The organism is Pantoea sp. ACRSC (assembly GCF_022346785.1).
Lineage (GTDB): Bacteria > Pseudomonadota > Gammaproteobacteria > Enterobacterales > Enterobacteriaceae > Pantoea > Pantoea alvi.
This window is the reverse complement of record NZ_JAKRNN010000003.1, coordinates 48,243-61,987: the sequence shown is the minus strand read 5'-3', so window position 1 is coordinate 61,987 and position 13,745 is coordinate 48,243. Positions and strand designations below refer to the sequence as shown.

Below are 13,745 nucleotides of genomic sequence, written 5' to 3'. Positions count from 1 at the left end.
GCCGCACAGCGAAAGGGCAACGGCACCTAATGTGAAGCGATGAAGCGGGCGTTCGGCTGGGCGGGCGGCAGCGCGAAGCCGTTACGCAGCCGCCTGGCTTCTTCGCCCGGCGACCGGCCAAACAGCCGGCGGAATTCGCGGCTGAACTGCGAAGGGCTTTCATATCCCACCGCCAGGCTGGCGCCAGCGGCGGTCATCTGCTGGCGCACCATCAGCAGCCGCGCCTGGTGCAGGCGGATCGACTTCACGTACTGCATCGGCGACGTCTGGGTTACGGCGCGAAAGTGAGCGTGAAAGGTTGCGTGGCTCATGCCGGCGCGGCGGGCAAGCTGCGCGATATCAAGCTCCTGCGCATAGTGCTGATGAATATGACACAGCGCCTGGGCGACTTTGCCAAAGGCGCCCTGCTGCGTCAGGGCGGCGCGCAGTTCTCCTCCCTGCTCGCCGCTCAATACGTGGAAGTAGATTTCCCGCACCAGCGCCGGGCCAAGCAGCGCCGCCTGCAGCGGATCGCCCAGCGCATACAGCAGCCGCGTCACCGAGCGTTGCAGCGCATCGTCGAGCGGCGTGGAAACCATCCCGGCCGGCTGGTGCGTCACCGTCGCGCCCGCCTGCTCCATCTGCAGCAGCAGCTCCGCCGCTACGGGCAAGTCGAGGTGCATATAGATCGCCAGCAGCGGCGCCTCGGCGCTGGCGTCGGTCTCCATAATAAAGGGGACCGGCACGGAAACCGCCAGATAGTGCTGCGCATCGTAGCAATAGACGCGATCGCCAAAATAGCCGCGCTTGCGCCCCTGCAGCACGATCACGATGCCGGGATCGTAGAGCACCGGCGTGCGGCTCAGCGGACGGTTGGCGCGCAGCAGCCGCACATCGGGCAGCGGCGTCAGGTTATAGCCTTCCTGCGGCGCAAGGGCGGCAATCAGGCGGAGTGCGTCGGGGTTCATAAGAGGATTATGCACGCATGCGGCGTAATTTCCTGCCCGCAAGCAGAAAAATCAGCGTTTCAGGCAAGGATGGCAGATAAACAGGCATCCTCTTTTGCGGGTGGCAGGCGCAGTCTAAGACCTCACCCCTAAAGAGGAAAGCAGATGAAAAAGATCATGATCACCGGCGTCAGCAGCGGTTTCGGTCAGGCGCTGGCGCAGGCGGCGCTGGCCGCCGGCCACAGCGTTTTCGGCACCGTGCGCAGCCAGCAGGCGCTGGACGCCTTTACGGCGCGCGATCCGGCACGCGCCCACGGCACCATTCTCGATCTTACCGACCCTGAACGCATCGCCCCGCTAGTGGCAGGGTTTGAAGAGGCGCACGGCCCGCTCGACGTGCTGATTAACAATGCGGGCTATGGCCATGAGGGAATTTTCGAAGAGGCGACGCTGGAGGAGATGCGCCACCAGTTTGACGTGAACCTGTGGGGAGCGGTGGCGATGATGAAGGCGCTGGTGCCGCGTTTCCGCGCGCGGCGGCGCGGGCAGATTATCAATATCACCTCAATGGGCGGCTTTATTACGCTGCCCGGCATCAGCGACTACTGCGCCAGCAAATTCGCGCTGGAAGCCTTTTCAGAGACCCTGAGTCAGGAGCTGGCCGGGTTCGGTATCGCCGTGACCGCCGTCGCGCCCGGCTCGTTTCGCACCGACTGGGCAGGCCGATCGATGGTGCGCAGCCCGCGTACCCTTCACGACTACGATGCGCTCTTCGATCCGGTACGGGAAGCGCGTCTCGCCAAAAGCGGCCGCCAGAACGGCGATCCCCATAAAGCGGCGCTGGCCATCCTCAGCCTGCTGGATCACCCCGCGCCGCCGGCGCATCTGCTGCTGGGCAGCGACGCGCTGCAGCTGGTGCGCGACAAACTGCGCAGCCTTGAGAGCAGCCTCGCCGAATGGGAGAGCGTCACGCGTTCAACCGACGGCTAAAAGCCTGTACATTGGCGTTTTCAACTGCAGGAACGCCCTATGGATCGGCTTGATTGTGACCGGATGTTCGTCGCCGTGCTGGAGCTGGGCAGCTTTGCCGCGGCGGCGGCGCGGCTCGGCGTCAGCAGCGGTCAGGCGTCAAAACTCGTGTCGAGACTGGAGCGGCAGCTCGGCGTGCAGCTGGTGAAGCGCAGCACGCGCGCCCTGTCGCCTACCGACGTCGGCCGCACCTATTATGAACAGGTCAAAACCCTGCTTGACGCCTTTGACGCGCTCGATGCCAGCGTGCGCGAAAGCGCCGGTACGCCGAGCGGACGGTTGAAAATCAGCGCGCCCGTGACCTTCGGCAGCGCGGTGCTCTCCCACGTGCTGGTCGCCTTTGCCAGACGCTATCCGCTGATCGAACTGGACGTCAGCTTTTCCGATCGCCCGGTCAGTATCGTGGACGAAGGCTTCGATATCGCCGTGCGTATCGGCAACCTGAGCGACAGCAGCCTGATTGCGCGCCGCCTGGGGGAAATCGCAGTGCGCCTCGCCGCCGCGCCGCGCTATCTGCAGCAGCACGGCACGCCGCTGCACTGGCGCGCCATCGGCGATCATCAGTGTATTACCGACACGAACTTCCGCGATCCCTGGAACTGGCCGTTCGCCAGCGAGGAGGGCGAGACGGTGACCGTGCCGGTGCGCGGCCGCGTGCGCTTCGCCAATACCGAAGCCTGCCTGCAGGCAGCGGTTGCCGGACTGGGCATCGCGCGCCTGCCCGATTTTATCGCCGCCCCGGCGCTGCAGCGCGGCGATATCGTGCCGGTGCTGGCGGACTACGACGTGCCGCCGCTCGGCCTGTTCGCGCTCTACCCCGCCGCGCGCCATCTGGCGCAGCGCACCCGACTGCTGGTCGATTTTCTGGCGGATCACTTCGATCGTTTTCCGCCCGGCCAGTTCCTTCCAGAATGGAAGGAATGATTGCCGTTTTGACCCGATTATCAGCCACCGGGAAGAGTAATAAGCTGCAGCTCTTGTCAGCATGAGGAGCAGCGCAATGTTAGTCAGAGGTAAATGGAGTGCGGAGTGGCATCCGGTTCAGGCCACGGATAAACAGGGCGGGTTTGTTCGCCAGACGTCGAGTTTTCGCCACTGGATCAGCAGCGATGGCAGCACCCCCTTTCCCGCCGAGCCGGATCGCTACCATCTCTATGTCGCGCTGATCTGTCCCTGGGCCTCGCGCGCGCTGATCGCCCGCAAGCTAAAAGGGCTGGAGTCGGTTATCAGCGTGTCGGTGGTTGCGCCGCAGCTGGGCGAACAGGGCTGGCGCTTCGGCGGCTTTCCCGGCGCGGATCGCGATACGCTCAACGGTGCCAGTTATCTGCACGAGCTTTACACCCGCGCCGATGCCGATTTTACCGGACGCGCCACCGTGCCGGTGCTGTGGGACAAAAAGACGCAGACCATCGTTAACAACGAGTCGGCGGATATCGTGCGCATGTTTAACAGCGGTTTTGGCGACCTCGCCGACAACCGTATCGATCTCTATCCCAGCGCGCTGCGCGCTGAAATCGACGCGCTGAACGCGGCTATCTACCCGCGCCTGAACAACGGCGTCTACCGCGCTGGTTTCGCTACCACTCAGCTCAGCTATCAACAGGCCTATAGCGACGTATTTGAACAGCTGAACGAGCTGGAAGCGCGCCTGGCGGACGGCCGCACTTTTCTCTTCGGCGAGCGCGTCACCGAGACCGATATTCGCCTGTTCGTGACGCTTATTCGCTTCGACGTTGCCTATTACGGCCTGTTCAAGTGCAATCAGCGCCGGGTGCGCGACTATCCGTTGCTCAACCGCTATCTGAAAAGCATGCTGTCGATTTCCGGCGTGCGCGAAACGGTAGATATCGAGCACATCAAACAGGGCTATTATTCTATTAAGGCGCTCAATCCCAACGGGATCGTGCCGGCAGGCCCGGATATGAGCGAGTACGGTTTTTAAGGAGAAGCGGATGGCGAAAGCGTTAGTGATTTTTCTGCATGGCGTCGGCAGTAACGGCGAGGATTTAGCGGCGCTGGGCCGTCACTGGGCGCCGATGCTGCCGGACGTTATCTTCGCCGCGCCCGATGCGCCTTACCCTTTTCCACACGGCGCAGGTTTTGAGTGGTTTAGCCTCGACGGCGTGACGCCGGACAACCGACCGGCGCGGGTACGCGCCGCACGCGCCGCCTTCGACGCCACGCTGGAGGCGATTCTCGCGCGGCACGGGCTACGCGACCAGTGGGACAACGTGGTGCTGGTCGGCTTTTCACAGGGATCGATCATGGCGCTCGACGCGCTGGCGTCTGGACGCTTCCCGCTGGCAGGCGTGGTGGCCTTCTCCGGCCGTCTGGCGTTTGACGAGCCGCTGTCGCCTTCGGTTCAGACCCCTGCGCTGCTGATCCACGGCCACGCCGACGCGGTGATCCCGTGGCGCGAGAGCGAATCAGCCGCGCAGCGCCTGAAAGCCGCTGGCGTCTCTCTTGAGCTTCAGCTTGAACCCCGAACCGAACACACCATTTCCGCGCAGGGCGCGATGCGCACCGCCGCGTTTATCGCGCAGTGTCTGCAGGATTAAGGCCAGAAACGCCTGAGCGCGGCATACGCCTGCCGCGCCGCCTCATGCGGCGGCAGGCGCTTCAGGTCGTCATTAAACACTTCAATCCCTACCGGTCCCCGGTAGCCCGCGCTTTTTAGCTTATCGACAAAGCTGCCGACGTCGATGATGCCCGCACCGGGCAGCTGGCGCCGGTGCTTCGCGAGCTGCATAATCGCCTCTTTATCCTGCGGTGCCGGCTGAACCGCCATATCGCACAGCTGCACTTCATAAATCCGCTCGGCGGGAATGCCATCGAGATGCGAGGCGTCGCCGCCCAGCGCACAGATATGAAACAGATCCACCACCAGCCCGATATTGGGCTGATCCAGCCGCCGCAGCCGCTCCCAAGCTTTCGGCAGCGTATTGTCGACGCTGCACCACGCCATCGGCTCATACATGATGCGCATGTCGAAGCACGCAGCCTCGGAAGCGAGCCAGCGCAGATCCTCGTCGATTTGCTGCACGATAGCGTCGTCGCGCGTGGTGGCGGGCGCCTGAATGGTGTCGCAGCCCAGCGCCTGCGCCAGGGCGATAAACTGCCGCAGCTCGTCCCGCTTTTGCCGACGCAGCTCGCCAGGGGCACCGGTGAAGTCGCGCAGCACCTGCAGGTTGGTGAAGCCCACCCCCTGCTGCGCCAGACGCGCCGCGCCAGCCTGACAGGCTTCAACATCTTCCCGCCAGATTTCGACCTGATCGAATCCGGCGTCGCGCGCCGCCTGAAGTTTCTCTTCGATATTACCGCTTAACAGCACCAGGTTAAGGAATGCAGGCTGAGTCATGAACGTCCTCCTTAATCGTCCGGAATCATCGGCTGCCGCAGAGGCGGAATGCTCCGCGGCCGATATTTGCTTTTAGCCGAGCAGATTCACCAGCGCGAAGCCGGCAAAGGTCATCAGCAGCGATCCGGTAACGTGCACCAGCACGCTCGCCATCGCCCACAAATATTTACCTGATTGTAGCAACATAAGGATTTCTGCCGAGAAAGTGGAGAAGGTCGTCAGGCCGCCGCATAAGCCGGTGACGATCAGCAGCTTCCAGGCGGGATCAAGCTGAGGGTATTTCATAAACCAGGCCAGCGCGGCGCCGATAATAAATCCGCCTGCCAGATTCACCAGCAGCGTGCCCGGCGGCAGGCTGGGAAAGAGCGCGTTAAAGCGCAGCGAGATAAGCCAGCGCAGCGTACAGCCGGCAGCGCCGCCCAGCATAACGGCGAACAGCGACTTCAACATAGTTAACTCCTGTAGTCAGCGATCGCGCAGGGAGGTGGCGGAGAGAGAGCACTAGCCTGACACACCAGCAACGCCTGCGAGAGGATTCGGGTTAATGTCAGGCGTCATCAGCCGCTGGGGTCGCCAGCAGGCGGTTGGGGAAGGTGGAACGCCATCACCTTAAGGCGTTGATAATACGATGATGCACCGGGAGTGACAAGCGGGTCAGACCAGCAGCAGGCGGCGAAAAAGCAGGTTCTGGAGACTTTGCCGCGGCGAGTTTTTTAATAAAAGCGTACCTCTTCTAACAGCATTTAATAATTTTTATATAGTCAGAGCAGTACTGAATAATCTTTTCATCATTGGTTATTAAGATCAGATTTTCTTCTCGAGCCTGGGCGACCAGCAAACGATCAAAAGGATCTTTATGCATCTTTTCTGGTAAGTTGCGGATGGAGCAGGCATGGCGTGAGGTAATGGGGAGTTCAATATAGCCCGCCTCTTTTAATCCTTCAGTCAGGCTGACTGGATCAAAGCCAAAATCGGGTTTGCCTAAATCGGCCTTGATAGCGATTTCCTGAATTGAGGCAGGCGAATAATAAAGTCGATTATTGTGGTCGGCCAGGATAGCGATGGTCTCTGTAGCGAGTTTTTCTGGCTGCCAGCCAATCCAGATAAGGGCATGGGTATCAATTAAATATCCGCCTTCTGTCGAAGCAGAAGCTTTATTCTTCCCTGGTGCCATGCTCGCTATTCCCGTAAAACAGCGCTTCAATCTTGTCGGCGTGCAGTTGGTTAAAGTTGTCTGGCACGCTGATTTCGCCCTTCTCTTTCATAAACCCGATGCGCGGCGTTTTCTCAGCCGGAGTCAGAGGAACGAGCTTCGCCATCGGCTGACCGTTTCGGGCGATAATATATTCCTCACCTGTAGCCGCTACATGCGCTATGAGTTTAGAAAAATGCGTTTTTGCCTCGTAAAGGTTCAACTTGTGCATAAAACCTCTGTTAGTTGGTCAAGTTACTCGCCAGCGATCGTGCTTTGTTAGTCTAAAGACATGATGTTTGCTGGTCAATTTCTATTCAGCACGCGCAGAGAATAGTGATGCAATCATTCACAGATTTCTGCTTTAAGGAGAAGGTTATGCGCACTCTGATTTTCGATACCGATATCGGCGTAGATGACGCCTTCGCGCTGGCTTACGCGGCGCGCACGCAGCGGCTGCTGGGCATCACAACGGTGTTCGGCAACGTGGCGGTAGGCCAGGCGGTAAAAAACGCTCGCCTGTTTTGCGACAGGATGCGGATCGACGCCCCGGTCTATCGCGGCTGTTCGCGCCCGCTGGCGCTGGCACCCAGCGAGCCGGCGAAGCTGCACGGCGAAGATGGTCTGGGTGACGCGTTTGCCAACCCCTACAGCGACGCCGCGCCGGACGCGGTGCCCTTTATTATCGACAGCGTGCGCGCGCGGCCGCATGAGGTGACGCTGGTGGCGATTGGCCCGCTGACCAATATCGCCAGCGCCATCAATCAGGCGCCCGATATTATCCCGCTGGTGAAAGAGCTGGTGATTATGGGCGGTGCCTTCGGCACCGACGGCCACAGCGGCAACGTCACCCCCTTCGCCGAGTTCAATATCTGGAAAGATCCGCACGCCGCCGATCAGGTGCTCAGCTCGGCGCTTAACATCGTGGTGGTGCCGCTCGACGTGACGCACAAGGTGCTGATCAGCGGCAAGGAAGTGCAACAGCTTAACCAGCCTGTGCTGAGCGCCATCGTGCGGCCCTATCTTGCCTACAGCCTGCAAAAAGAGGGCTTCGACGGCATGGCGCTGCACGATACGCTGGCGATCGCCTGGCTCTGCCAGCCCGAGGCGTTTCAGCTGAGCGAAGGGCCGCTGCGCGTTATCACCGAGGGCATCGCGCGCGGGCAAACGGTGCGTAAGCTGAGCGCGCTGGCGTCGCGGGAGGATCCGTTTCGCCATCTGCCCGCCCAACGCGTGGCGCTGGGGGTCGACGCCGAACAGGTGCGCGACCACTTCTTTCGCACCCTTAGCGATCGAAGTGAATAACGCCCTTAATCAGCTCGCGGTTGTTGATCACCTGCGGCTCGAAACTTTCCGCCAGCGTCGAAAAGGCGAAGTGCGCGTTGAGCATCATGCCGGCGCGCAGCTGGCCGCTCGCCATCAGGTCGCGCACGCGATCGAAGTCTTCGCGCGTCGCGTTGCGGCTGCCCATTAAGGTGCTCTCTTTCTTGTGGAACTCGCTGTCCGGGATGGTCAGATCGCCTTTATGCAGGCCGACATAGACCACGGTACCGCCGTGGCGCATCAGGTTGACCGCGTTGTTCATCGCCGCAGGGCTACCGGTCGCGTCGATCACCTTCAGCGCCAGCCTGCCGTTAAACTGCGCGCGCAGCGCATCGTAAAAATCATCACGCGTCGGATCGAGCGCCGTCAGGCCCAGCTCTTTGGCAACGTGCGCGCGGCGAAACGCGCTGGTGTCCGCCACCACGACCTGAGCGCCTGCCGCCGCCGCAATCGCCGCCACGCCCAGCCCGATTGGCCCCGCGCCCACCACCAGCACATCCTCATCCGCGCCGACGCTTGCCCGACGCACCGCATGCGCGCTGATGGCGAACGGCTCAATCAGCGCGGCCGCTTCCGGCGCGACCTCCTTTACCTGCAGCAGATTACCGGCCGGCACCGCGAGATACTCGCAAAAGCCGCCATCCTGATGCACGCCGATGACAGAGATCTTTTCGCAGCAGTTGGTCTTGCCGCTCTGGCAGGCGTCGCAGCGCAGGCAGGAGATATAGGGGATCAGCGCCACGCGCTGGTCTGGCTCAACCCCTTCCGCGCCGTCGCCCAGCGCCACGACTTCGCCGCACAGCTCATGTCCCAGCACGCGTGGATAGCTGAAGAAAGGCTGGTTGCCCGCCCAGGCGTGGATATCGGTGCCGCAAATGCCGGCGGCGATGATTTTAATCAGCGCCTCGCCCGCCGCAGGCGCAGGCTGCTCGCGCGTGGTCCAGACCATTTTTTTAGGTTCAGCGATGACCAGGGTTTTCATTGTTGTCATGATGGTTCTCCGGTTGTCCTGCCGCAGTTATGACGAATTGATCACAGAGCGGCTGTTTTGCCCGCGCGATCTGTGAGGCACGGCGTTTTTTTTGGGATTTGAATGGTTTTTAATAAATAAAAACCCGGAGAGCGCCCGTGAGCCGAAATCTGAATCTGCGCCAGAACGTGATTAATCAGATGCTGGAAGGGATTGCCCAGCGCCATATCCGTTCGCCGCTGCCCGCCCAGGCGGCACTGGCGGAGATGTTCAATATCAGCCGTACCACGGTGCGCCACGCGCTGCACTATCTGACGCAGTGCGGCGTGCTGGAAAAGGTGGCGGGAACCTATGTGATCGTGCGGCAGCCGCAGGAGGAGGATGGCTTCAGCGAACTGACCTCGCCGATTGAGCAGCAGGCGAGCCAGTTCGAGCAGGCATTTTTCGAGATGATCAACCAGCGCCAGCTCGCGCCCGGCGACGCCTTTAGCGAGCTACAGCTGGCGCAGCGGGTCAGGGTCAGTCCGGTGGTGGTGCGCGAGTTTCTGCTGCGCTTTATGCGTTACGATCTGCTGGAGCCGGTCAGGCGCGGCCGCTGGCGCATGAAAAAGTTTACCCTCGACTACGCCGACAAGCTGTTTGAGCTGCGCGAGATGCTGGAAACGCACGCCCTGACGCGGTTTCTCAACCTGCCGCCGCAGGATGAGCGCTGGATCCAGGCGCGCGATCTGCTCGATCGCCACCGCGCCCTGCGCGATACCATCGCCAGCGACTATCGCCAGTTCGCCGCGCTGGATAAAGAGCTGCATTCGCTGATCCTTTCTGCCGCCAACAACCCCTTTTTTAACCACTCGCTGGAGATTATTTCGGTTATTTTTCATTCGCATTATCAGTGGGACGAGCGCGATCTCAAGCAGCGCAATATCGTAGCGCTGGAGGAGCATATGGCGCTGCTTGCCGCGCTGATTAGCCGTCAGGATGTCGATGCCCTGCTGGCGCTGCATACCCATCTGGCGACTTCCCGCCTCTCTATGGCGCGCTCAATTCAGCAGTACAATTAAAAACCGATTAAAAACCGCAAAGCATTAGCTCCCGCACGAATCAGAAACATCTTCGCAACATCCCGGCGGCATTGCTTCTAGTCTCGACTGCAACTCATGGCGAGCCGCTGAGCCGCTATGTTCTCTGACCTCTGATAACGATAACGACCCCGCTACGGGAGTATGCCATGGAAAATACCTCAACCCGCGACGTTAAAAACCCGGCCGTCGGCGCGCAGCCTGGCCAGGAGTATGTGCCGGCGCGCAGCGATATCGTGCGTTCGCCGCGCATTCGCAAGATTCAGATCACCGCCATGCTGCTGCTGCTGTTTGCAGCCATTATTAACTATCTGGACCGCAGCTCGCTCTCGGTGGCCAATATGACCATCCGCGAAGAGCTGGGGCTGAACGCCACCGAAATCGGCATGCTGCTCTCCGCCTTTTCGCTGGCGTACGGGCTGGCGCAGCTGCCCTGCGGCGCGCTGCTGGATCGTAAAGGCCCGCGCATTATGTTAGGCCTCGGCATGTTTGTCTGGTCGCTGTTTCAGGCGGCGGCCGGGCTGGTGCATAACTTCACCCAGTTTATTCTGGTGCGAATCGGCCTCGGCATCGGCGAAGCGCCGATGAACCCGTGCGGCGTGAAGGTGATCAACGACTGGTTCAACATTAAAGACCGCGGCATGCCGATGGGCTTCTTTAACGCCGCCTCGATGATTGGCCTGTCGGTGGCGCCGCCGGTGCTGGCTGCGATGATGCTGGCGTTCGGCTGGCGCGGCATGTTTATCACCATCGGCGTGCTCGGTATGTTTCTGGCGATTGGCTGGTACATGATCTATCGCGACCGCGACAACAACAGGCTGAGCGCGGAGGAGATCCACTATCTGCAGGCGGGCAGCGTGGCGTCGCGCCAGGAGCCGCTGAGCTTCGCCGAATGGCGCGGCCTGTTCAAGCAGCGCACCATGTGGGGCATGATGATCGGCTTTAGCGGCATCAACTATACCGCCTGGCTCTATATCGCCTGGCTGCCGGGCTATCTGCAGTCGACCTACCACCTGGATCTGAAGAGCACCGGCCTGCTGGCGGCAATTCCTTTCCTGTTCGGCGCGGCGGGCATGCTGCTTAACGGCTATGCGGTGGATGCGCTGGTGCGTCGCGGCTTTGATGCGGTGAAGACGCGCAAAGTGTGCATTATCACCGGCATGCTACTGTCGGCGGCCTTTACCGCCTTCGTGACGCGCGCCACCGACACCACCAGCGCCGTGACGCTGATCGGTATGGCGCTGTTCTGCATCCACTTCGCGGGCACCTCCTGCTGGGGTCTGATCCACGCCAACGTTACGGCGCGCATGACCGCTTCGGTCGGCAGCATTCAGAACTTCGCCAGCTTTGTGTTCGCCTCCTTCGCGCCGGTCATTACCGGCTGGGTGCTCGATACCACCCAGTCGTTCAGCCTCGCGCTGATGATCTGCGCCGGGATCGCCGTGGTGGGCGCCCTCGCCTATCTGGTGCTGGTGCGCAAGCCGATCACCGACGGCGTTTAGCCGTAAAGGGCCGGGCGCCCTGCCCGGCTAGCTCAGCTTATGCAGCGTCACGCCGTGGCGCGCGCCGTAGCGTTCGATACCGGCAATCACCTTTTCCACACTCAGGGGCGGCGGCGGCGCGAAGAGCGGCGCCCGCGCCCGCAGCGCGGTGTCGAAGTGCGCGGAAGCGGCGAAATCATGCGGATAGCGCTCGGTATCGACGCCGACAAACGCCCCCTCATGCATCGCGCGATCGAGCAACCCCCGCCAGCGGTCGAGTGGTGCCAGGCCGATACTCTCCGTCCCGGTTGAAGAGAGCAGCATATCGATATCGCGATAGCGCGGCTGGCGATCCAGGAAGCGCGCCAGAGAGGCGGCGGAAGGCTCGGCGCCCGACATCAGCCAGAACGGAATGGCGTGCTGACGCATGGTGCACCAGGGATCCATCAGCAAATAGCTGCTTACCGTCAGGCGCGTCGCGTTGATGCCCGCCGCCAGATACCAGTCGCGGTAGATCTCCGCCACGACGAAGCTCAGCGCCTCAGGGTCCTGATAGCGTATCTCCAGCAGCTGCCAGCCCTGATCTGCCGCCAGCTTTTTCAGCGGCGACTTCAGATACTCGTCCAGGCCCCACTCCGCTTCCGGCACGGTATCGGTCGGCGCAGGTGCATCCCACTGCTCGCGATCGCTGCCGGAACGCGCCAGAAACTCCGCGACGCGTCCGCCGCCCTGCAGATAGTCGCTCTCGGTTGCGCCGCCTGGCCCGCCGAACTGGAAGAAAGAGCGGTCGCTGGTGCGCGTTACCGGCCACTGCCGCGTACAGTGGCTGATAAACAGCGTGCTGTTGCCCGGCAGGCTGCGCATCAGAAATTCATTAAAAGCCAGCGGCAGCGCGCGCAGCTTGAGGTGAAAGTAGCGCATCCTGGCCAGCAGCTGCCGGTCCTGATTGGGATCCTGGATATGGTGCACCGCCAGACGCGGCCAGGCCGCCAGCAGCGCCGCCGCGACCGATTTTCCCTGCTCAAAGCCCGCCTGCGCGTCGTCGGGATCGCTGTGCGCCGCGCGCACCGGACAGAGAAAGGTTTGCGGCAGCCAGGGCGCGCCCGCCGCTGCCGCCAGATGGGTCAGCGCGCCATTGGACGAGCCGATAAAAGCGGCGGGATAGCTCTGCTCCGGGTATTCGCTCACCATCCATTCGGCGATGCCCTCAACATCCAGATCCCCCGCCTGCGATTCGCTGATGCCCTCCGCCAGGCCGCCGACGGCGTAGCCCCACTCTCTCAGCCGGGTCGGCAGACGGTCGAGCGATGGCAGCAGGCGATCGCGTATCGGCGAGGTTTCGCCGTCGTCGACCGGTTTATCATGCAGCGTATGGGCCAGCGCCATCAGCATGGCGGTAGCGGAGTCGAAACGGGCGATGCCTTTAGGCAGTTTACTCATCCTGATACTCCTGCTGAATGCGCGTCAGAAAGGGACGGATGGCGTGGCGAAAGCTCCACGGATAGACATAGTGCAGCGTATGGGTGCCGCCGCGCAGCGTCAGCACCTCGCCGCGCGGCAGCAGCGCGCCCAGCTCATCGACCCAGCGCGCAGGCGAAACCGTATCGCGCGAGCCGCGCAGCAGCAGCGTTGGCGCGTTGATATAGGGCAGACGGTGTTCAATACGGTCCTGCAACAGCAGACGGTGGGTTTTCAGGGCGCGCCACAGGCCCGCTTTGGCGAGATCGACGCGCGTCAGCGACGCGGCGGAGCGATGGCGTTCGAGACGGCCATTGCGCCAGCCGCGCCAGGCCTGACGCAGCAGGCTGCGCGCGTGGCGATCCACCGTCGGCCCCTGGAAAACCAGCCCGGCAACCGCCTCGGGATGTTTCACCGCCAGCGCGGCAAGCACCTGGCAGCCGGAGGCGCTGCCGATCCAGATAGCGCGCGTCAGCTGGTTATGCTGCAGCCACTGCCAGAGCGCCTCGGCCTGCTCGTCAACCGACAGCGCCGCCACGGAAGCGGGCAGCACGCTGGCACCGAACCCCGGCAGATCCGGCACCAGCACGCGGTAGTTGTTGCTCAGCGCCAGCGCCAGCTCCTCCATCGGCCGCCCCGACATCACCAGCTCATGCACCAGCACCAGCGGCAGGCCAGGCGCGTCGTGGGGAGTCACGCGGGTAAACATGCGCCACTCGCCAACCTGCTGAAAATAACCGGCCAGCCCGGCGTGATGGCTGCGTGGCGAAACGGGCGGCGTCTGTTTTAAACGTCGCCACTGCTGAACGCTCCACCAGGTTGCCGCTGCGCCCAGTCCTAGCCCGGCCAGCAGCGCGCCGCTCTTCCAGCGCGTCGGTTGTTCCTTACGCCTCATTACCTGCTCCTGAATAGGGTTGTGTCACTTCAGT

At 62.1% G+C, this 13,745-nt stretch carries 15 protein-coding genes and 1 riboswitch; of the genes, 7 read left to right on the top strand and 8 right to left on the bottom strand.

Annotated features, from left to right (window positions below):
* Positions 1-26: 26 nt before the first annotated feature.
* Positions 27-947, bottom strand: coding sequence for an AraC family transcriptional regulator (locus MHZ97_RS05075; RefSeq protein ID WP_239314723.1), 921 nt, complete (start codon positions 945-947; stop codon positions 27-29).
* Positions 948-1,091: 144 nt separating this feature from the next.
* On the opposite strand from MHZ97_RS05075, the gene MHZ97_RS05070 reads away from it, so the two are divergent.
* The 4 genes from MHZ97_RS05070 to MHZ97_RS05055 all read left to right on the top strand — a co-directional run bounded on the left by MHZ97_RS05070 (position 1,092) and on the right by MHZ97_RS05055 (position 4,513).
* A complete protein-coding gene (locus MHZ97_RS05070) occupies positions 1,092-1,916 on the top strand; it encodes an oxidoreductase (protein ID WP_239314692.1) in 825 nt (274 codons plus the stop codon).
* 39 nt (positions 1,917-1,955) lie between these two features.
* Positions 1,956-2,879: a LysR family transcriptional regulator gene (locus MHZ97_RS05065; protein ID WP_103796249.1), complete on the top strand. Its 924-nt coding sequence runs from the start codon at positions 1,956-1,958 to the stop codon at positions 2,877-2,879.
* 76 nt (positions 2,880-2,955) lie between these two features.
* Positions 2,956-3,897, top strand: a complete 942-nt coding sequence (locus MHZ97_RS05060; protein WP_239314693.1) for a glutathione S-transferase family protein — start codon at positions 2,956-2,958, stop codon at positions 3,895-3,897.
* Positions 3,898-3,907: 10 nt separating this feature from the next.
* Positions 3,908-4,513 carry an alpha/beta hydrolase gene (locus tag MHZ97_RS05055; protein WP_239314694.1) on the top strand — a complete coding sequence of 202 codons (606 nt, stop codon included), beginning with the start codon at positions 3,908-3,910 and terminating at the stop codon, positions 4,511-4,513.
* On the opposite strand, the gene MHZ97_RS05050 is transcribed toward MHZ97_RS05055, so the two are convergent.
* The 4 genes from MHZ97_RS05050 to MHZ97_RS05035 form a co-directional block, all read right to left on the bottom strand.
* Entirely contained in the window at positions 4,510-5,313 is an 804-nt protein-coding gene (locus MHZ97_RS05050; protein ID WP_239314695.1) for a sugar phosphate isomerase/epimerase, read from the bottom strand. The genes MHZ97_RS05055 and MHZ97_RS05050 overlap by 4 nt on opposite strands.
* A 72-nt stretch (positions 5,314-5,385) precedes the next feature.
* Positions 5,386-5,763: a fluoride efflux transporter CrcB gene (gene crcB / locus MHZ97_RS05045; RefSeq protein WP_239314696.1), complete on the bottom strand. Its 378-nt coding sequence runs from the start codon at positions 5,761-5,763 to the stop codon at positions 5,386-5,388.
* Positions 5,764-5,854: 91 nt separating this feature from the next.
* Positions 5,855-5,931: riboswitch (Fluoride riboswitch) on the bottom strand.
* Positions 5,932-6,046: 115 nt separating this feature from the next.
* Entirely contained in the window at positions 6,047-6,487 is a 441-nt protein-coding gene (locus MHZ97_RS05040) for a type II toxin-antitoxin system VapC family toxin (protein ID WP_103796244.1), read from the bottom strand.
* Complete coding sequence (locus MHZ97_RS05035) at positions 6,468-6,737, bottom strand: type II toxin-antitoxin system Phd/YefM family antitoxin (RefSeq protein ID WP_103796243.1); 270 nt, start codon at positions 6,735-6,737, stop codon at positions 6,468-6,470. Before MHZ97_RS05035 ends, MHZ97_RS05040 begins: the two co-directional genes overlap by 20 nt.
* Before the next feature lie 146 nt (positions 6,738-6,883).
* Between MHZ97_RS05035 and MHZ97_RS05030 the strand changes: the two genes are divergently transcribed.
* Entirely contained in the window at positions 6,884-7,810 is a 927-nt protein-coding gene (locus MHZ97_RS05030; protein ID WP_239314697.1) for a nucleoside hydrolase, read from the top strand.
* Here MHZ97_RS05030 and MHZ97_RS05025 read toward each other — a convergent pair.
* Entirely contained in the window at positions 7,791-8,819 is a 1,029-nt protein-coding gene (locus tag MHZ97_RS05025; protein WP_239314698.1) for a zinc-binding alcohol dehydrogenase family protein, read from the bottom strand. The genes MHZ97_RS05030 and MHZ97_RS05025 overlap by 20 nt on opposite strands.
* 137 nt (positions 8,820-8,956) lie before the next feature.
* Between MHZ97_RS05025 and MHZ97_RS05020 the strand changes: the two genes are divergently transcribed.
* Positions 8,957-9,859: a GntR family transcriptional regulator gene (locus MHZ97_RS05020; RefSeq protein ID WP_103796240.1), complete on the top strand. Its 903-nt coding sequence runs from the start codon at positions 8,957-8,959 to the stop codon at positions 9,857-9,859.
* Between the two features lie 167 nt (positions 9,860-10,026).
* On the top strand, positions 10,027-11,379 hold the full coding sequence (locus MHZ97_RS05015; RefSeq protein ID WP_239314699.1) for an MFS transporter: 1,353 nt from the start codon (positions 10,027-10,029) through the stop codon (positions 11,377-11,379).
* A gap of 27 nt (positions 11,380-11,406) precedes the next feature.
* Here MHZ97_RS05015 and MHZ97_RS05010 read toward each other — a convergent pair whose 3' ends face one another.
* Both MHZ97_RS05010 and MHZ97_RS05005 read right to left on the bottom strand, forming a co-directional pair.
* A complete protein-coding gene (locus tag MHZ97_RS05010; RefSeq protein ID WP_239314700.1) occupies positions 11,407-12,798 on the bottom strand; it encodes a hypothetical protein in 1,392 nt (463 codons plus the stop codon).
* Positions 12,791-13,711 carry an alpha/beta fold hydrolase gene (locus tag MHZ97_RS05005; RefSeq protein WP_103796237.1) on the bottom strand — a complete coding sequence of 307 codons (921 nt, stop codon included), beginning with the start codon at positions 13,709-13,711 and terminating at the stop codon, positions 12,791-12,793. The genes MHZ97_RS05010 and MHZ97_RS05005 overlap by 8 nt, the downstream gene beginning before the upstream one ends.
* Positions 13,712-13,745: the final 34 nt, after the last annotated feature.